The following is a 19,053-nucleotide window of genomic DNA, read 5'->3' on the forward strand; positions in this document are numbered from 1 at the left end:
AATTACAGAGCGTGCCAAGAAGTTATGAAACCGACACAAGTTTGCTTCCCTAAATTTCCAGTTCAACAAGTTGCCAATCGGATTATTTACCTACGCAAAATTACTCGCGTTGACCAGCACTTGTTTATGTCAGCAGTCTTGTCTAAAAAATTACTTTCGCTAGAGGAAAAAAACCTAGTTGAACAGGTTTATCAAGGCTTAAATAAAGGCTGGATTAGAGTGGTGGATTAGTAATCCAGTTCTAATAATCATTCATGGCTCTGTTTTCGATGAATCTTTGGCAGTGGAGTGGCTTTGCAGATGAGGAAAGTTTAATTCTCAAAGTCTCCCACTGTCTTTCTTTAGGTAGTTAAGGTTTTAAGAATAAAGACTTGGGTAACGGTAACTCTTAAATAGACAAGAATTATTTTCTTGGATTATACCAATTGGGTATAAGAATGACACAATTGTCTGCGCTATTCTTGGGATGCACTTGGTTTCATTTGTGCCAAAGCCAAACCCAATTGGTATTAGTGATGTAGTGCGATCGCATTCCTTAGAGGCTAAAAGGGCGATCGCTTTTTTACTCAAACTAAGTGCTGGTAAGCAACCCTAGACAAAATATAACCGTAGCTGCGAGGGAAAATCCCATCATCAACCCCGCAGGCATAAAAGTCCGAGTACGGAGAAAGCGTGTTACAAAGACCACAAACAGCACTAATCCAATCAATGCTGCTAGCCCTAACCCTGCTATGGGTATCTGACGACAAAGCAACCAAGCAACTAGCAAGACTATTCCACTGCCTATCCCAGAAAATAGCGAGACTTTACTTTTTGCTTTGAGGTATCCCATTATGCCCCCAACTAGGACTAATAAGGCATATACAGGAATAGACCAGATAGCAATTTGAAATAAATTGTTCATTTTGAGGAAGTCGTCGATGTAGCGCGTTAGCGTAAAAACGAGAAGTTAGGAGATTTAGGGTTATGACCCAGCACGATTTGTTAATGTTAGTACTGCTACTGAGTCCTGGTCTTTTGCTGTCAGTAATTCTTATGCTGACCTTTGCGGCTGGCGGCTAAGCTTGTCGGTTCCACTCTCAAGTACAGCAAGCCTAACCAGGAAAAACAATGCTCACAAAAGAGTATGGCGGTCACAGCAAGGGCGGAACCGACTAACAGAAGACGGCAGCAATAATCCCCCGTACCTGATTTAAGTGTGGCGGGGGTGTGTATGCGTATCAAAAAGCACGGCGTTTACAGCTCCGTTTGCCTAGAGGAATCATTAGGCTTTTCACCGTGACGCGGTTTTGGCTTAGAAGGTTCACTGCGACGTAATGAAATTGAGTCAACTAAGGTTTCTTCTAGTTCCATGCGTTGTTCCATCTGGCGCAGAAAGTAGCCAGTCATCATTGCTGAAGCTAGCAATCCTGCTAAGTTTTCCCGATCAGTTGTGATTTGCACGTTAAAGTTTTCTGAAGGGAGCATCCCCACCAGTCCCTGAACGTTTTGAGAAATGATTTGTTGAATTTCTGGACTTGCCGACTTGGCAACTCGCGACAAAACATCTGGGGATTGGTGCTGGAGATAGTTCAGAAGTTGATTTACTTGCTCATCTTCAGGTTGGGAATTGAGAAAGTCAGGATTAAATACCATTAGTAATCTTCGGTTTGACTTGCTTAGTACCACTCTAAACGATTGTGATGTCTGGCGACTCCTACCTTGTATGATGATTTCTCGCTCTTTAGGAAGAGATTTTAGGGGAAATCCACGTTTAAAGAAAGGCTCAAAGCGCTGTCAGGATTGGGACTGCTTCTCCAGTGGTGGCAGTAGTTGATCAAGTTCAAAATGTTGATGAAATTTGTCGGTAACTTGTAACCAGTAGGAACGACCATCAGTTTGTCGGCGTCTCTGAACAAACCCCAAATTGATAAGCTCCTGAATATGTTGATAAGCACCACTACCACGCAGGTTAATCAAGTCAGGTTGTGCGATCGGGTCTTTTAGTGCGATCGCAGCTAGTGTTCTCAACGCACCTGTACCTAATTCAGCAGGTACTAAACTTTGTAGTAAGTTTTGAAAGGATGAGCGTAACTGTAAGCTATATCCAGATGGAGTTTCGACAACTTCTAGGGCACTATCCCGATGAGCATAGTCTGCCATTAGTTCAATCAGGGCATCTTCGGCATTATCGCGATCGCATCCTGCATATTCAGAAATCTCTGTAATTGAAAGGGGTTGTCCCTTCAGGTAAAGAATCGCTTCTATCTGAGCTGCTAAACGAGGCATGTATAACTTAAGTTTTGGATTTGGGAAGGAAGAGTTATTCTCTCGTGGGCAATGCCCACCTACTATTACTACTACAATGTTTTCTTTTTCCCAATTCCCTCAATCGAGTGCCGTCCTGTAAGTTCAATCAAATTGCTTACCCATAACTAATCTGCCACCTGGCGACCATTCCATACTCTGCTATCCGGCGGATTGACTTGTAGTGCTTGCTACAGTTGAGCTTGCTAGATATCATCAAGTAGCAGTTGAGTACCTGAATTTCTTCTGAACACAGCCACTCCTGTGTTCTTCTTGTTCAACTTGAGCGATACACATGAGTTGATTCAAAAATCCGGTCAGCGCTGGCAGCGACAAAGCCTTGATAAACAGTCCCATCAGCATCAGGATAACGCCGTGCAAATTCGTAATAGCAGGTGGGAATTTCATGCACTTCACCCCCTGAAAACTCAACAGGCATCTGTTCAGCTAGAGTTGAGGCTTGTTCTAGCAAGACGGTTGGTGAACCCTTAATCCGTCCACCTGACGTGTTGAGTGCCATACCGTGCGATTCCACAACCTCCAGCACACCCTCCAAGCTAGGAGTGTGTACAAGATGATTAACGCTGAGGGTGAAGTGGTTCGGGCGCAGTCCTAGTGCTGCCACCCAAGCCGCATACTCACTCTCTTTTAGCAAGGTTTGATAATCAGCCCAACTGATTGGTGACCACAATCGTCCTGCCCAAAATATATCAATCTCCTGCACACGTTCTGGCTCTACCTGTACACATAGTTGGCGGAGGATTTCCTGCACACTAACGCTAAAGGCACTGCAATCGAGTTCACTGAGGAAGATACGGGGTAAGGTATCGTGCGGTGGGATATAGCCCCAAGCTTGCAGCTTCTTCTCTGGAAACTGATAAGGTGCAAATCGGCGGTAGCCCATTGCCAGAAGATGAGGTTCCAAGGCAGTCAATTGGATGGGTTCTAGATTGAAGGTACGCAAGGCAACATGGTCATTGACTACCTGCTCACCACGCTCAAGGAATACCTGCTGTAGTTGTGCCGCTGCTGGTGCCATCTGGATGTAGTCTTGCCAGAGGTGTTCAAAAAAGGCTTCGGTATTTAAGGAAGCAACTTGAGCCATCATCCTCAGTCAGAATCTTGATACCGCAAGGATACATCTTTTTCTTTTGGTTTCTTTCATAGCAAAATTCTTAACCAAAGGAAATTCCTTTCCTAAAATTTTGCCGACATACTCCTAAATACAACAAGTTGTGTTTAACTATGCCTATCTACTCAAACAAGGCGTATTCAATCAGTCTTGAGATTACCCTGCCTGAAGGGTTTTAATGCAAGTACAAAACTTTCTTGATCGCTATCGACAAGGAGAACGTGATTTCTCCCATGTTGACCTCAGTGGTGCAACTCTAACAGGGGCGAATCTTCGCCACATCAATTTAACAGGAGCCAACCTGACTAATACGAATCTCAGTTGGGCTTGTTTAAGCAATGCCAAGCTAACGGGGGCTTGTCTACATCAAGCTGATTTACGCAATGCTACACTCAACAACACTAACTTTAACCAAGCGACTTTAAGTCGAGCCAAGCTGAGTAAAGTGGATTGGCGTTGGGCAATGCTTGAAGAAGCAGACTTAAATTGGGCAGATTTGACGGATGCTGATTTGAGTGGAGCAAATCTTCAAGGGGCAAAGCTAGATCAGAGTAATCTCGAACAAGCGAAGCTTAACAACGCGGTGCTAGTGAGTGCCGAGTTAATGGAAGCCAATCTCCGCCGCACGATGCTGATTGGAGCTAACCTCACAAGTGCTAATCTGCGGGAGGCTCAGTTAGACAAAGCGAATCTGCGAGACGTAAGTTTAGTTGATGCCAATTTGACGGAAGCGAACCTTAATGCTGTTTACCTGCGCGGCTCAAATCTCAGTGGGGCAGACTTCCATCGAGCAATTTTAACAGGTGCAGACTTGAGTGAAGCAAACTGCGATCGCACAGACTTCAGTCGGGCAAATCTCACGGGTGCTTATTTACTCAAAGCCAGCTTGCATAAAGCGGATTTGCTACGAACAATTCTCCACGATGTTTATCTACTGCATACTGATCTGAGTGAAGCGAATCTACGAGGAGCAGATTTGCGACGGGCAGACTTAAGTGGCGCTTACCTGAAGGATACAACCTTGAGTGAGGCGAATTTGAGTGAAGCCTATTTCTTGGAGAGTTATTTGATTCGTACCAAGCTTGAGGGGGCAGAACTAACAGGTTGCTGTATTCACGGCTGGCACCTTGAAGAGGTTGATCTATCAACAGTTAACTGTCATTACTTATTTACCCAGTTTAACTATGCGACGAAAAGCCCTAGCTATCGCTATCCGGCTAGTGGTGATTTACAACCCGGAGAACTGGCGCTTAGGAACACGAAAGATATTGGCATAGAAGTTCGCTTTCCCAAAGCCCCAAACTGGGAGGCATTAGTGTTTACGCTAACTCAGGTAAAACTGGAGTGCCCAGACATCCTGTTGACAATTAAATCTTATGAATTTAATGACGGAAACTACGTGCTGCGGTTGTCGGCTAATCAGTTGGTGAATACCAAACTCGTGAGTCAACGCATCCTGCAACTCTACCCAAAAATCTTGGAGCGTTTCCTCATTCAACGGCAAACCCTCCTGAACTTACTAAACATTAAGGAGAATCCGGAGTCGAATATCAAACCCTTATCCCGGAGTTCAGTCCTACCGCCTCCTCCAGGTTTCGCTGAGCGCCGACGGCGGATGTATCAAGAAGTCATCAATCAGATAGAACGAATTATCATCTCCCAAGCCCCAGAGCAGTTTGTGGAGAGTGTACAGCGACTGCTGGACTTTTTGAGACAACAGAATCTTTCTACTGAAGAAATCCAGAAGAAAGTTATTGTTCAGGCAATTATGAGGCGAGCGGAACAAGACGAAATATTCCAAAAGCTGCTACTACATTGGGAAGGAACGGCAAATGAGGCAGCACGGTTTTCGATAGTGGGACAGGCGGTACGTTTAGCGATCGCGCTAATTTTATCCCAAGGTCAGCCTAGCTAAATCATCATTTGGGTGTGGCGTTTGTCAGCAAAAGAAACCTAGAAGAACTGACAAGAACCTTTAGTATCTCAACAAAGTTATTAATTGAATTGCATAGCACAACCATTATTAAATCGGCAAGGAATTTGATGGTTCTACATACAAATCTTGGCTAAGTGAGTACGGTATCAAGTTAAATTACTTTAAATCCAACTAAAGAATAAAAACAAATTAACGCTCCGTCTTAAATCTCAGCTAAAATCAAACGCGAATAAGGTGTTTCGAGGAGTAATAGCACCGTGAAATCCTGTCCAGATTATCAAAAGGCAGCATCTTCAGCATTGATATTTGCAACCCTTAGTTGCTTTGCTGCCACTATCTCATCCGCTCAAGCTGCACCAGAGATTAATTCAACAGCAGTAACATCGGCTGAGGCTTCAACTCAGGAATTCCCGGCATCTACAGGTTTATCGACAGCAGAGGTAGCCCCAGCTACGAACCAGCCAACGGTAGCAGAACTGACCAATCCAGTAACTGAGTTAGAACTCGCGCCTAACCTTGTATCGGAGGAAGTGCGATCGCAATCGGAACAAGAAGGACAAGGAGAAATTCTCAACTTCCCCTCTTCCGTATCTCCCCAACAGGTTGCGACTGACAACACTCCAGTACAGGCAACAGAAACATTGCCGCGACCAGTTGAAACGAATGTCAAAGACTTAGCGCAAGCCCTGCCTACACAGGGAGATACGAGTAAAGATACTGTTGGTCAATTAGCGAAGGGTGTGACCCCTCCCCAAACCCCTCCCCGAAGCGGGGAGGGGCTTTCGGACTCCTCCTTCCCTAGCAGGGAAGGAGGCTGGGGGGTTAGGTTTTCCGAATTCGCCAACGGCATCAGTGAACCAATCACTCCGGCAGCAGGGCAATTGGACTCTCTAGATCCAATGCAAGCTGATGACCCAATGGGTCAAGTAACCAATGTTACTCAACTGTCTGATGTGTCCCCAGGTGAGTGGGCATATGAGGCACTACGAAATCTTGTAGAGCGCTATGGCTGTATTGCCGGTTATCCGGATGGCACGTTCCGAGGTAATCGTGCCCTCACCCGTTATGAATTTGCCGCAGGCTTAAATTCTTGCCTACAGCAGGTTGAACGTTTGCTTACCGCCTCTAGTGAAGGCTTTGTCGTCCGTGAAGACTTAGAAACACTGCAACGCTTGGTGCGTGAGTTTGAGACAGAACTGGCGAACTTAGGCACACGAGTGGACGAGTTAGAAGGTCGCACAGCCGCTTTGGAAGATAATCAATTCTCCACCACTACAAAACTCTTTGGACAGGCAATTTTTGGGGTTCAAGGGCGCAGTGAAAATGAATTTGATTTCTTCTTAGACCGATTCGAGGACGACTCCACAAATGTTAATGTCATCGACAATGTGCAGTTGAGTCTGTTCACTCAGTTTAGTCCTCGCAGTCTTCTACTAACTGGTCTCCAAGCAGGTGAAGGCTCAGGCACAGGTGTCTTTTTAGAGAACTATGTCGGCTTGGGTTATGAAGGAGATAACAACAACGACTTTGAGTTGAGTGACCTCAACTACCGTCAATTGTTTGGTAATAACTTTGCCCTCATCGTTGGTCCAGTAGGTGTTAACCCAGTTAACGTTTTCCGGGGAGTAAATCGTGTAGAAAGTGCTGGGGCAGGACCCCTTTCCCGCTTTGCCCAACGTAATCCGATTATCAGTATTGGTGGAAATGGCGGCGGTGTCGGTTTTGACTGGCAACTCGGAACCCGGTTTAGCTTGCAAGGTATCTACTCAGCCAACAGAACCAACGATTCCATTAATGGTGGCTTATTTGGTGGAGATGAAGGGACAACGACAGCAGGTGCCCAGTTAGTCATTTCTCCTACCAATACAATTGATATCTCCCTTCAATACATCAACTCCTACTCACCCTCTGGTCAATTGGGCACAGGTGTTGGTGATGACATCTTGGCAATCCAAATCCCGAATGCTAACGGGTTCCTCAGAGCGCCGATGTTAACAAATGCCTTTGGTGCAACCTTAGAGTGGCGACTTACACCAGGCTTCACTGCTGGAGGTTGGGGTGGTTACACAACATCTGACTTCACGGGTGGCGATGGAAATGTGGAGACATTCAACTGGATGGCTTTCCTCAATTTCCCTGACTTATTGGGTGAAGGGAACTTAGCTGGCATCTATGTCGGTCAGCCTCCCAAAATTACCAGTAGTGACATCTCTGATGACAATGGTGGGAGAAATATTCCTAGCTTCGTAAATCGAGGTGACTTCACATTCAGTGAAGGGGGTCAACCGGATACAACTACTCATGTAGAAGGCTTCTTTCGTTTCCAGGTGACAGATAACATCAGCATCACGCCTGGAGTGATTGTGATTTTCAATCCGAATCACAACGATAACAACGACACGATCACGATTGGAGCAATTCGGACAACCTTTAACTTCTAGAGCTTCCAGCAGTATTGCTGTTCTCAATTCCAGCGAATAGACCGGAAAGCTTATCGGTCTGTTCTCTTTAAAAATTTCAGGGTGAAAATTGCTAACGCTTCCTCAACGTCAACTGTAAGCTCAGCGAGTGGACAATCTAGAAAAATTCCGCTTAGTCAGGAACTTCCAACCGCATGACAGCGTCCTTGACTCCAAAGCCGCGTATGGCTTTAGGTAGGTCTCGTGTTGTTCAGGCGCGACCCTAATTTTTATGCCTAACAATTTTCAAGAGTCAGGACACTCTATACCACTTTTCGTAATACGTCTCGGTGGAACCGCGTTCGGGATAAATTAGTGAAAAAAGTACTGTGACCTGTTGAGCTTCCAGTTGATCAAAATCTCTTAGTTTCCTCTCTCCTTCGTTCATTCACTTACGGAGTCTTAACATGATTGCCAAATCAACTCGTTATGCTGTCTGCCTGGGTTTAGCTGGAGGTTTAGCCGTTGCGATCGCTCCTGCTGTTCGTGCCCAGGTTCAAGTGACAGGCGGTAGCGCTGGTGGACAAGCTGCTTTTTTTGTACCTGTACCAGGAGGCAGTGGCACAGGAGTAGAACTATTTGATGTGGGAATCAACAGACTCCGATTGGAAACTTCAATTGGGAATACAAGCACAGCCATCTTTACACCAACTGCTGCTAGCTTCGACGCTGGAGCAGATAATCAGCCTAATACTGGTGATACAGGCACATTACAAGGCACTTTAGCTGGTTTAGCCTTTTCTGCAAATGGTGGTACTCCTACCCCGTTCCTGAACCGGGATACAGCCCTGAACTTTACCTTAACGAGCTTTGAGACCAACTTGGGTGTCGTTGACGGGACATTGATTAGCCCTCAGACAGCGGGTGATGCTCCGTTAGTTTTCCTGCCAGCCGTAGAAGCTACTGTTGCTAATGGTTCTAGCTTTCAAGCCACGCTTGGAGAATTACAACTCGGTGACTTCGAGGCTGACATCAATGATGGCGTTATTGATCTGGCTTCAACTCTTCGGTTCCGCGAATCGGGTAGCACTTCCACAAGTACAACATCATCAGTTAATTTGCAGCGACGGATTAAATTTACGTTTGAAGGGGAAAACGTTACACCAGAAGATGGTACTGACTTCGCCGTAGATGGCAACGGCAACGGGATGGGTGATGACGACGACAACGGGATGGGTGATGACGACGATAACGGGATGGGTGATGACGACGATAACGGGATGGGTGATGACGACGATAACGGGATGGGTGATGATGACACTGGCAGCATCAGATTTGTTGGCGAAGTCAACAAAAAACTCCAAATTCAGAGCGTTGGCACTCAAGGAGAGCGCGAGTTCAAGATTGAAGCGGATTTAGCCGCTGTCGATATTGCCATTGGCGGACCTTTTAACATTCAGACCGATGATGGATTAAATGAAAACAACATCATCACCAAGTACAAGATCGAAGGTGAAGGCGAAGGCATTATTTCAGACTACGCTAATGCCTTCGGCTTCAGTGGTACTGCCCGACGGGATACACAGTTCACATTTGAGCAAGGTACGAACAAATTAGACGGTCGCAGTAGTGGCGATGTAGACTTCTACGCTGCTGCTGGGGTGACTAGCATCAACAGAGATGTAGAATTCATTAACATCCAAGACGGCGACTTTAATAGTGGTTCTAGCGGTGGTTCTAACGGTTCGGGAGGTTCTAGTGAATTCTCTTTGTGTAATATCTGTGGCACTACACTTGTCACAAATAGCACCGTCGTAATTGGCGGCACCGATATTACAGTTGGTAGCCCGATAATCGTTGTTACAAACAGTGGCAATGCTGGTGGTAGCGGCAGTAGCGGCAGTAGTGGCAGTAGCAGCACTTCAGCTAGCGGCAGCTCCTCAAACGCCACATTTGCTAATTCAGTCAACGTTAATGTTTTCAGCTTAGCAACAGCTTTCACGTCTAGCACAGCTCGTACCCAATACCAAATCCTCACATCTAGCAGCATCCGCTTTGTTACAGATATTGACGCTGATTTTGGCAGTGATGTCGCTACTGGCAATGATGATGAAGATCGTCGTCGTACTCGTGTACGGTTAGTTCAACAGGGAGGAAGGCGTTATTACGTCGTTGTACGCGAAGGTAGTAGTGGCAACGATGATCAACAGACTGCCAATGATACTGAGCAGGATGATGATGACCAGCAGACTGCCAATGATACTGAGCAGGATGATGATGACCAACAGACTGCCAATGATACTGAGCAGGATGATGATGACCAACAGACTGCCAATGATACTGAGCAGGATGATGATGACCAGCAGACTGCTAATGATACTGAGCAGGATGATGATGACCAGCAGACTGCTAATGATACTGAGCAGGATGATGATGACCAGCAGACTGCTAATGATACTGAGCAGGATGATGATGACCAGCAGACTGCTAATGATACTGAGCAGGATGATGATGACCAGCAGACTGCCAATGATACTGAGCAGGATGATGATGACCAACAGACTGCTACTGATACTGAGCAGGATGATGATGACCAGCAGACTGCTACTGATACTGAGCAGGATGATGATGACCAGCAGACTGCTACTGATACTGAGCAGGATGATGATGACCAGCAGACTGCTACTGATACTGAGCAAGATGATGATGAGACAGTCGCTGCTTATGAGCTAGTTGGTCCATCGAGTCGGTGTTTCCCTGGCTTAGTCGGTTTGCAGCAAATTCCCGATTCTGAAGTGAACGGAATCCAACAATAAAACCTTGATAATCTGACGTGGTGTTACCTCCATCAAAGGCTACAGCCATTCAGGATTGAGCAAGTTGTAGCAGAAAAAGATGGGTCGGCTTTAATCAGCAAGACCCATCTTCAGTCGAGAGTACTAATCCATTTGTGTTCGACATCAGCGATCGCATCCTTTCCCAGACCGTAATTGGCAGTTGTTCCAGGTCTTGTGGATGAAGGTGAAGCGATCGCTTTTTCTTGCACAGGTATAGCAACCAGACAAAGACCCACAAGAAAAAACCCGCAACAGACAGCTTCTGCGGGTTCTTCGTTCATTCGATATGATGAAGAGGCTTTCCTCAAATCCTCTTGGTTTAAGCCTAATCAACCTATATGACGAGCGCGTGACAACCAGATAACAATGTAGCGATCGCTTTTTACCAAGCTAAGTCAGAAAGAGAGAGGAACACTTATCACCCTTTTAGGGAGTCAAGTGAGTAAGCTTTAAATATTGTTGCTCCTTAAGGATTTCTACTCCTCGCTTCATCACTTTCCTGAATCTCACGACGAACATCGTCTAAACTTTCACCATCTTCTAAAGCACCAGTCCAGGTTTCAAGACCTTCAGGCTCAGCATCTCGACCTAGTACATCCCGATAGATGTCGTTAATCCGATTTTTCGCCTCGTCACTATTAGCAATGCCTTCACGGACATCATCAAGTGAATTACCTTGGCGTATTACCGTCCTTGACCAGTCTCTGAGTCCTCGCCTGTCTGCATCACGACCTAGCACATCTTCATAAACGTCTCTGACTTCCTGACGTACTCCTACCCTTACGCGAATAGGTTGCCTTACGCGAAGAGGTCGTCGATTGTACCGATAATCATCTCTGTTTGTACAACTAACTTGGTTGTAACGAGTCACAACACAAACTCTCTGTGCTTGTGCAGGAGCAGCCAAGGACATTAAACCAGAAACAGTGAGAACACTAAGAAGCACTGAAGTTCTCAGGGTAATTTTCATAGCTTGTTCCTCTCTTTCTTTGACTTATAGAGCCTGTTGAACAATTACTAAGGTAAAAGATATATCAGCAAGAGACTTCGCCTCATTAGCTCACCTAATTGGATGAATCGAGGGATATGAATATAGGGTAGTCATTTCCTTCAATTAGCTCGTGGTGGTAGATATTATCCAGTTATTTTCAAAGACGTTAATCGGTGCTAAATAGTTGCAAGCTATTCAAGCGGTCTTTCCTTCGCTACTGAATTAATACTTGAGTACAATCTAGGCGATCGCTCTGTTGAAATGAAAATTACATTCATTAGTTGTATATGTAGTTTATGATAACGAATCTAAGTCTATTGATAATTAATTCATTTAGATTTTCGATTTTTGTCATATCCTTAGTCAAAGTTAAATAGGCGATCGCTTAATTATGTTGCGCTGCACTACCTTTAGAAGACAGTGCAGCACTAGTTTGTGTGGTTTTCTGGAAAACCCCTATAAAAACCAACTGTGAACTGCGAAGATTATCAATCAGCATCCTCATTTGCTCTAGTTGGGGAGGCTTTACTCAGTAAAAACCACCATAGCTCTAATCCGATGAGTGCAGCCCCTCCCAAAGTAACACCAAGTTTTAGCCCCCAAGGCTGCTCAATTTGCCGAAATTGACTTGTTTGTCTAGGCGCTTCTGCTGCGGTAGCTGCCTTTATTGGGATACTGGAAGTGATGGAAATTAATAAGCTTAGCCCAATCAAGTGTCCCAAAAATTGACTTTTTTTGAACATTGTTTGTACTCCTAGAATTATCTACTGAAGGAAGGTTTGAAGTTTCGCAGTCGTAAGGCATTAGTAACAACCGAAACTGAACTAAATGCCATTGCTCCACCTGCAATAATTGGGTTCAGTAACCAACCTGTGAAAGGAAATAAAATTCCAGCAGCCAGAGGAATTCCGGCAACGTTGTAAATAAAGGCAAAGAAGAGATTTTGGCGAATGTTGTTAATTGTGGCGCGACTGAGTTGTATCGCTGTGACAATACCACGCAGATCGCCAGCAATTAGAGTGATGTCACTGGCTGCGATCGCAACATCTGTCCCTGTCCCAATCGCTATCCCAACATCAGCTTGAGCAAGTGCTGGGGCATCATTGATTCCATCCCCCACCATCGCAACCATTGATTTTTGATTGGATTTCTCCTTCTTCTCCTTCCTGCCTCGCTTCTGTGCCTGAAGAGATTGGATAATTGCTGCCTTTTGATCGGGACGAACCTCAGCAAAAACACGCTTGATGCCAACTTCGCTTGCGATCGCATCTGCGGTTTGCTGATTGTCACCTGTTAGCATCACCACCTCTAAACCTAACCGTTGCAATGCTCTCACTGCCTCGGTTGAGGAAGGTTTGAGGGCATCAGCAATTCCTACTATTCCCTCAAGTTCTCCATTCACCGCAATCAAGGCTGTTGTTTTACTCGCCGCCTCCCATGTACCTTGATAACGGTTTAATGCTTCAGTACGAATCCCCAGTTGCTGCATCCAGCGAGAGGTTCCAATTTGCACGAATTGGTCATTTACAATACCCTGTACCCCAGCACCAGCAACGGCTTCAAAGTCTTTTGCTTCTGGTAATGGAAAATCGACACCTTGCGCTTTAGCGTACTGCACAACAGCTTCAGCAAGAGGATGTTCAGAGTTGCGTTCAATCGCTGCCGCGAGTCGCAGGAGATTGATTTCATTACTGTAGGCGGTTCCTCTAATCGTCACATAGTCGGTTACGACAGGCTTGCCCTCAGTCAATGTCCCGGTTTTATCCAAAACAATTACTTGAAGATTGTGAGCAATTTCTAGACTGTCTGCCCCCTTAATAAGAATGCCGTTTTGGGCACCGATTCCCGTACCTACCATTACAGAAGTGGGTGTTGCTAAACCCAAGGCACAAGGACAGGCGATAATTAGCACCTCTACTGTGGTAATCATTGCCAGGGTTAGATTACCTGTAAAGTTAAACCAAATCACGAAAGTTGCGATCGCGATCGCGATTACCACTGGCACAAACCATCCTGTTACGCGATCGGCTAAACGCTGAATCGGCGCTTTCGCACCCTGCGCCAGTTGTACCAACTGGACAATCTGTGCCAATACTGTATCTTTGCCTACCCGTGAGGCTTGGAACTTAAAACTGCCGGACTTGTTAATCGTCGCACCAATTACCTCATCCCCTGCCTGCTTTTTCACGGGTATACTCTCACCCGTCACCATCGATTCATCGATTGTGGAGGAACCGTCTAATACTTCGCCATCAACCGGAATTTTCTCCCCTGGACGTACCAGCACGACATCACCAACTTGGACTTCTTGTAGCGGTACATCAACTTCTTTACCCTTGCGAATCAGACGCGCCGTTTTCGCTTGCAACCCAATAAGTTTACGAATTGCTTCAGAAGTCTGTCCCTTTGCCCGACTTTCAAACAGTCGCCCTAGCAGAATCAAGGTAATAACAATCGCAGCCGTTTCATAGTAAACTGCTGGTTCCAAGCCTTGCGCTCTAAAAAATCCTGGAAAAACTGTAACAAAAATTGAGTAAAAATACGCCGCACTGGTGCCTAGTGCAATCAACGTATTCATATCAGCCGCACGGCGTTTCACTGACTTAATCGCACCCTGATAAAACGACTGTCCACACCAGAACTGTACAGGTGTCGTCAAAATTAACTGCAACCAAGGGTTATGCAGCCACATAGGAATAAAGGGAATATGCAGCCCTGTCATCATCGGTAGTGAACCCACGAACAACACTACACTGATGATGCCTCCCACAATTAGCTTGCTTGTCAAGACTTGCTGTTCGGCGCGGCGGGTAGCTTGTTCAGCATCGTCTTCATTCGTGCCGATTTCCTGAAGTGGCGATGCACCGTATCCCGCATCAGTAACCGCTTTTTGAATAGCTTCTAAGTGCGTTTTTTTGGGATTGTATTGAACAGTTGCTTGCTCTGCCCCAAAGTTAACATTGCACTCCTCCACACCAGGAACACCTTGAATTGCTTTCTCTACGTTGGACGCACAGGAAGCACAAGACATACCTCGTAGCTTGAGAGTCAGAGTATCCATATTGACTAGCTCCGGATCGTAGTTACCCTATCTGTAAGGTAAAGTATCTAGTTGACTGGAGAGTCAAGGGGCTAAGCAAAACAGAGTGTACTATTTTCCAGAACTAATGTTTTTGTGAGATTGAAAGTCAAAAGTCCTCGTATGTGGGTTAGATAGTGAAGATTGATCGCTTTCGCTTATTGATCGCTATTCCACGAGTGCAACAGCATCAGGGTTGGCTGCCAAGCGACCATCTTCCATATAAACAATGCGATCGGCAATATCCAAAATCCGATTATCATGCGTCACTAGCAAAATAGTGGCGCCCTGTTCCTTTGCCAATTTCTGCATCATTTCTACCACATCTCGACCGGATTTTTTATCCAGTGCAGCGGTAGGTTCGTCTGCTAAAACAATTTTCGGATGACTCACCAAAGCACGCGCGATCGCAACCCGTTGCTTTTGTCCTCCAGATAGATTATCGGTGTAGTAATCCACACGATTTCCTAAACCGACTGTCTTAAGAATATCGGTTGCTATCTCATCCATATTTTGGTCTAGATAGCGATCATGTAATTCTAGAGACATTCGCACGTTCTGCTTAGCTGTAAGGAAAGTCAACAGGTTGTGTGCCTGGAAAATATAGCCAATTTGCTGTCGCACTACCCTCATCTCGTTTTTACTCGCTCCATTCATTTCTTGTCCCAGGATTTTCAGGCTACCTTCTTGTGCAGAACGCAAGCCTCCCATTAGTGTTAGTAATGTCGTTTTACCAGAACCCGATGGACCAGTCATAATTACAATTTCTCCAGAATGGATGTCGAGATTGATGTCAAATAGCGCTTGTTTTCGTAGTTCTCCTTCACCAAAATAGTGATTGAGTTGATGGATAGAAATAACAGGTTCAGTGCTTGAAAACTGAGTAGAATTTGAGGAATTTAAAGTATGCATAGCCGCTTAGTTGGCGTTAGGGTAATCGTTTGAACTACAAAAGCAAAAGTTGCATGAGGGGTTAAGGGTATTGAGCGTGTGAAGTTAGAAAATATCAGCTGGGTCAGCAGACTGTAATTTCCTCATTGCGATCGCTCCCGATGCAATGCACATCACAAGCGTCAAAGACAGCACGAGTACCAGACGATCCAGCGACATTTTGACGGGGAGTAGCGTCGCTTGTGCAATGAGTCCGTAAAGCCCAAGTGAAATCGCAAATCCCGGAATAAAGCCCAGGATTGCTAGAATCAAAGCCTCCTGAAGCAAAATTCCAACTAGGTAATTATCCCCATAGCCCATTGCTTTGAGGGTGGCGTATTCAGGTAGGTGATCGGAAACATCAGAGTAAAGAATCTGATAAACAATTACCGTTCCCACCAAAAAGCCGACGATAGTTCCGAAGCCAAAGATAACGCCGATAGGACTAACTTGACTCCAATAGTTTCTCTCCCGTTGGATAAATTCTTCCTTGGTTAGAACCAGCACATCATTTGGCAATTTGGCTTTTATCTTGGCTTGTACTTGCTTGATGTCTGCACCCGGTTTTAACGTAATTAGACCGACATCGATATCATCTGCTTGGCGTTCTGGAAACAGACGCAAGAAAGTAGAGTCACTAACAATCAAATTGCCATCAGCCGAGAAAGAGGCTCCCATTGTGAAGACACCCGTGACTTGAATTTGTAAGTCATTCAGTTGAGCTGGAAGCGGTTTAGATTGCTGAAGTTGACTAGCAACATTACCCAGATCGGGTCGCGCTGCCTGGTCATAAAGCACATAATTCAACATCTTGAGTTTATTCAATTCAGGTGCGGCATCTGGCACATCCATTGCTGGGTTACTGGGGTTGAAACCATAAATTTGTACTTGCCAGAAGGTTCGATTAGCAGGATTACGCCATCTTCCGATTCCTAGATAGAGAGAGTTTATAGAAGCTACGCCATCTGTACCTGCTGCTTGAAATAGCCTAGAGCGCGAGAAGGGTTTGATGGTCTGCACGTTATCAGATAGAGAATTTAGCAAGAACAGGTCGCCCCGCAACCGATAGTGCATTCCCGTAGCAGAAGCATAGGCAGATTCCATCAGTCCAAGCTGGAAAAACATAAGGATATCGGCGAAGCCAATTCCAGCTAAGGCAACAAAGAGGCGAGTTTTTTCTCGCTTCACCTGAAGCCATGCCAGTGGTGTTTTGCGAAGTAGTTTACGTAGCATAGGTTTCACCAGAGGTGTCACAAAAAAATGATATCGGGCAACCGTTATCTTTTACTTCAAAGTTACTTGCGGTTGAATGGCTACCTGTACCTGCAAGTTGGTTAGACTTGCCACTTGTTGACTATCCTTTGAATTGAGGCGAATTCTGACTTCAACGACGCGGCGATCGAGGTTCTGTCCAGGCTGATTGCTGAAGACTTTTTGCTGGCTGACTTGCAACCCAACTTGGCGAACCGTTCCCCGCAGTTCTCCAGAAATCCCCTCACCAGTAACGATCGCTGATTGACCACTGCGAATTTTGCCAATGTCACTCTGGTAAATTTCTGCAACCACTTCCATTGGGTCAGTCTTTCCCAGGTCAACAATGCCTTCGTCTGCGATCGCCTCGCCGGATTGGGTGTAAACTTCCAAAACTTGCCCGGAGAGCGGTGCGCGAATGGTTGCCTCTTTCAACTCAGCCTCAGCGCGTTTAACGGCTGCAACTGCCTGGTTTACCTCCATTTGCGCCACCCGGACATCTTCAGGGCGAACTTCGGCAATCTGGTTTAGAGTAGCTCTGGCTCGATTAATTTGGGCACGCAATGTGTCAGCCGTGCGATTCCGATTAGATTTGACTTCGTTGAGTTGTGCTTGGGCAGTTTCCAATGTAAGCCGCCTTTGGTCGAGGTTGGAAGCTGCGATCGCTCCTTCCCGATACAACAGTAGGTAGCGGTTATAGTCGGCTTGTGCAACGTTAACCTCGGATTGCCGACGAGCAATAACAGCCGTTTGAGTCGCTATTTCGCCCTGCAACTCTTTTTCAAGACGAGTAATTTCGGCTTCTTGAGCGGCAATTTCTCCAGATTTTGCTCCAGCTATGACTTGAGCTAGTCTTGCTTGAGTTGTGCTAACTCGCTCCTGCGCCTCAACTAAAGCCGTTTGCAGCCTTTCGCGACTACCGAGAATGGCAATCTCCTGACCTGCCTGAACGAGATCGCCTCGCTTAACCAGCAGTTGAGCAACGCGATCGTTATTTAGCGTCGCTGGGGCAGCCACTCGCACCACTTCTGATGCGGGTTCTAGTCGCCCCAACGCTGTGATTGGCTCAATCGTGGGTGCAGGTGCCACAGGTTCGGCAGGCTTCTGTCCAAACTCAGAAATGCTGTAGTAGAGGGAGCCACCTGTGACGGCAATCCCCAAAACAATAAGTGCGATCGTCCACCGATTAAGAGGCTTTAGCCCTTGCAGGATCGTAGGGTTCTTCATCTTTCTAGATAAGTAATCAACATCTTTCCAAGTAGTGTGACTTGCTCGAAGATTGGGATGTCATTTCCTTCTAAGCGCATCAGCATCAAGCCCATCAGTTGACTCATCACAAAGTCGGCAAGGGCAAGGTCTGAAATTCCAAATAAGTCGGCAAAAGCCTGCTTGTCCTGTTCTCTGATTCGTTCAAAAGCTGGGTTATTGCGAACTGCCTCAGCACCTTGCTGCTGACAAAAATCAACCATCATACAGATGTCTTTAATCAAACGGTCTTCATACTTGACCGCAAAGTTGGCGAGTGCCTCAAATCGCTCCGATAGCGTTTGCCCGTCTTTCAATTCGGTTGCGAAGATTTGGAGATACTCTTGACTCATTTCTTCAACCAGTTGCTCAAACATATCCTCCTTGCGTGGGAAGTAGTAGTAGAGTGTTCCAGTTGATACGCCCAACTCTTTAGCAATCTGTCTAGTTGTGATGGAAGCGTATCCTTTCTGTGCAAACAGGTCAAAGCACTTGTGGAGCAACTCTTTGCGATATTGCTCATGATCAACAATCTTGGGCATCTAGATTTTATATCGGGCAACCGTTATTTAATGTAACTTAACGGTAGCACAGCGTCAACTCCGTGTCATAAGGCAGAGGGTAAGTGCCTGTTCACACTTCATTAAGTCTTCACAGATAGGGGGTAACACCCCTCGTGCCTAAAGGTAATAATTAGGTTAATAGATGCACCCTGATGATTGAGAGAGCCGCTTAACGTGACTCTCTTATTTTTTTTGCGTTCGCGGTTCTGATTTATCCAAACGCGATGGGTAAGCTTGTAGGCGATCTGCGCTTTGCAGCAGCGCTTCGCGATCACATTTTTAGTGTCTCTTGTTAGTCTTATCTCAGAACTGAATAGCAGAAGAGATGCTCATGTCAAAATCAGTTGGTAATGGAGAGGGCAAGGGAAACAAGGGAACCAGGAGAAGTTTTCCTTCTAACCAAC

16 protein-coding genes are annotated in these 19,053 nt (G+C 45.8%); 4 read left to right on the plus strand and 12 right to left on the minus strand.

Features of this window, described 5'->3' with window-relative positions:
• The first annotated feature begins 24 nt into the window (after positions 1-24).
• Complete coding sequence (locus tag H6F98_RS03225) at positions 25-231, plus strand: hypothetical protein (RefSeq protein WP_192217231.1); 207 nt, start codon at positions 25-27, stop codon at positions 229-231.
• A gap of 340 nt (positions 232-571) precedes the next feature.
• Here the strand turns inward: H6F98_RS03225 and H6F98_RS03230 are convergent, their stop codons facing one another.
• From H6F98_RS03230 to H6F98_RS03245, 4 genes are all read right to left on the minus strand, one after another.
• A complete protein-coding gene (locus H6F98_RS03230) occupies positions 572-904 on the minus strand; it encodes a TMEM14 family protein (RefSeq protein ID WP_192217232.1) in 333 nt (110 codons plus the stop codon).
• A gap of 332 nt (positions 905-1,236) precedes the next feature.
• Complete coding sequence (locus tag H6F98_RS03235; protein WP_192217233.1) at positions 1,237-1,635, minus strand: DUF760 domain-containing protein; 399 nt, start codon at positions 1,633-1,635, stop codon at positions 1,237-1,239.
• 141 nt (positions 1,636-1,776) lie between these two features.
• Positions 1,777-2,268, minus strand: a complete 492-nt coding sequence (gene scpB, locus H6F98_RS03240; RefSeq protein ID WP_192217234.1) for an SMC-Scp complex subunit ScpB — start codon at positions 2,266-2,268, stop codon at positions 1,777-1,779.
• 295 nt (positions 2,269-2,563) lie between these two features.
• Complete coding sequence (locus H6F98_RS03245) at positions 2,564-3,394, minus strand: DUF1338 domain-containing protein (RefSeq protein ID WP_199348261.1); 831 nt, start codon at positions 3,392-3,394, stop codon at positions 2,564-2,566.
• Between the two features lie 202 nt (positions 3,395-3,596).
• Here H6F98_RS03245 and H6F98_RS03250 point away from each other — a divergent pair, with 202 nt between their 5' ends.
• The 3 genes from H6F98_RS03250 to H6F98_RS03260 all read left to right on the plus strand — a co-directional run bounded on the left by H6F98_RS03250 (position 3,597) and on the right by H6F98_RS03260 (position 10,569).
• Positions 3,597-5,333, plus strand: coding sequence for a pentapeptide repeat-containing protein (locus H6F98_RS03250; protein ID WP_192217235.1), 1,737 nt, complete (start codon positions 3,597-3,599; stop codon positions 5,331-5,333).
• A gap of 278 nt (positions 5,334-5,611) precedes the next feature.
• Positions 5,612-7,795, plus strand: coding sequence for an iron uptake porin (locus tag H6F98_RS03255; protein WP_313929789.1), 2,184 nt, complete (start codon positions 5,612-5,614; stop codon positions 7,793-7,795).
• A gap of 425 nt (positions 7,796-8,220) precedes the next feature.
• Complete coding sequence (locus H6F98_RS03260; RefSeq protein WP_192217236.1) at positions 8,221-10,569, plus strand: hypothetical protein; 2,349 nt, start codon at positions 8,221-8,223, stop codon at positions 10,567-10,569.
• Between the two features lie 110 nt (positions 10,570-10,679).
• Here H6F98_RS03260 and H6F98_RS03265 read toward each other — a convergent pair whose 3' ends face one another.
• The 8 genes from H6F98_RS03265 to H6F98_RS03300 form a co-directional block, all read right to left on the minus strand.
• Positions 10,680-10,871, minus strand: coding sequence for a hypothetical protein (locus H6F98_RS03265; RefSeq protein ID WP_192217237.1), 192 nt, complete (start codon positions 10,869-10,871; stop codon positions 10,680-10,682).
• A 185-nt stretch (positions 10,872-11,056) separates the two neighbouring features.
• Entirely contained in the window at positions 11,057-11,560 is a 504-nt protein-coding gene (locus H6F98_RS03270) for a DUF4214 domain-containing protein (RefSeq protein WP_192217238.1), read from the minus strand.
• A gap of 509 nt (positions 11,561-12,069) precedes the next feature.
• A complete protein-coding gene (locus tag H6F98_RS03275; RefSeq protein ID WP_192217239.1) occupies positions 12,070-12,324 on the minus strand; it encodes a hypothetical protein in 255 nt (84 codons plus the stop codon).
• A 17-nt stretch (positions 12,325-12,341) separates the two neighbouring features.
• On the minus strand, positions 12,342-14,642 hold the full coding sequence (locus H6F98_RS03280) for a heavy metal translocating P-type ATPase (protein ID WP_192217240.1): 2,301 nt from the start codon (positions 14,640-14,642) through the stop codon (positions 12,342-12,344).
• A 186-nt stretch (positions 14,643-14,828) separates the two neighbouring features.
• Positions 14,829-15,572: a DevA family ABC transporter ATP-binding protein gene (locus H6F98_RS03285; protein WP_192217241.1), complete on the minus strand. Its 744-nt coding sequence runs from the start codon at positions 15,570-15,572 to the stop codon at positions 14,829-14,831.
• An 84-nt stretch (positions 15,573-15,656) separates the two neighbouring features.
• On the minus strand, positions 15,657-16,823 hold the full coding sequence (gene devC, locus H6F98_RS03290) for an ABC transporter permease DevC (protein WP_192217242.1): 1,167 nt from the start codon (positions 16,821-16,823) through the stop codon (positions 15,657-15,659).
• Between the two features lie 51 nt (positions 16,824-16,874).
• Entirely contained in the window at positions 16,875-18,068 is a 1,194-nt protein-coding gene (locus H6F98_RS03295; protein ID WP_192217243.1) for an HlyD family efflux transporter periplasmic adaptor subunit, read from the minus strand.
• Complete coding sequence (locus H6F98_RS03300; protein WP_192217244.1) at positions 18,065-18,628, minus strand: TetR/AcrR family transcriptional regulator; 564 nt, start codon at positions 18,626-18,628, stop codon at positions 18,065-18,067. Before H6F98_RS03300 ends, H6F98_RS03295 begins: the two co-directional genes overlap by 4 nt.
• Positions 18,629-19,053 lie beyond the last annotated feature (425 nt).

The organism is Microcoleus sp. FACHB-SPT15, assembly GCF_014849525.1.
GTDB classification, from domain to species: domain Bacteria; phylum Cyanobacteriota; class Cyanobacteriia; order Cyanobacteriales; family Coleofasciculaceae; genus Symplocastrum; species Symplocastrum torsivum.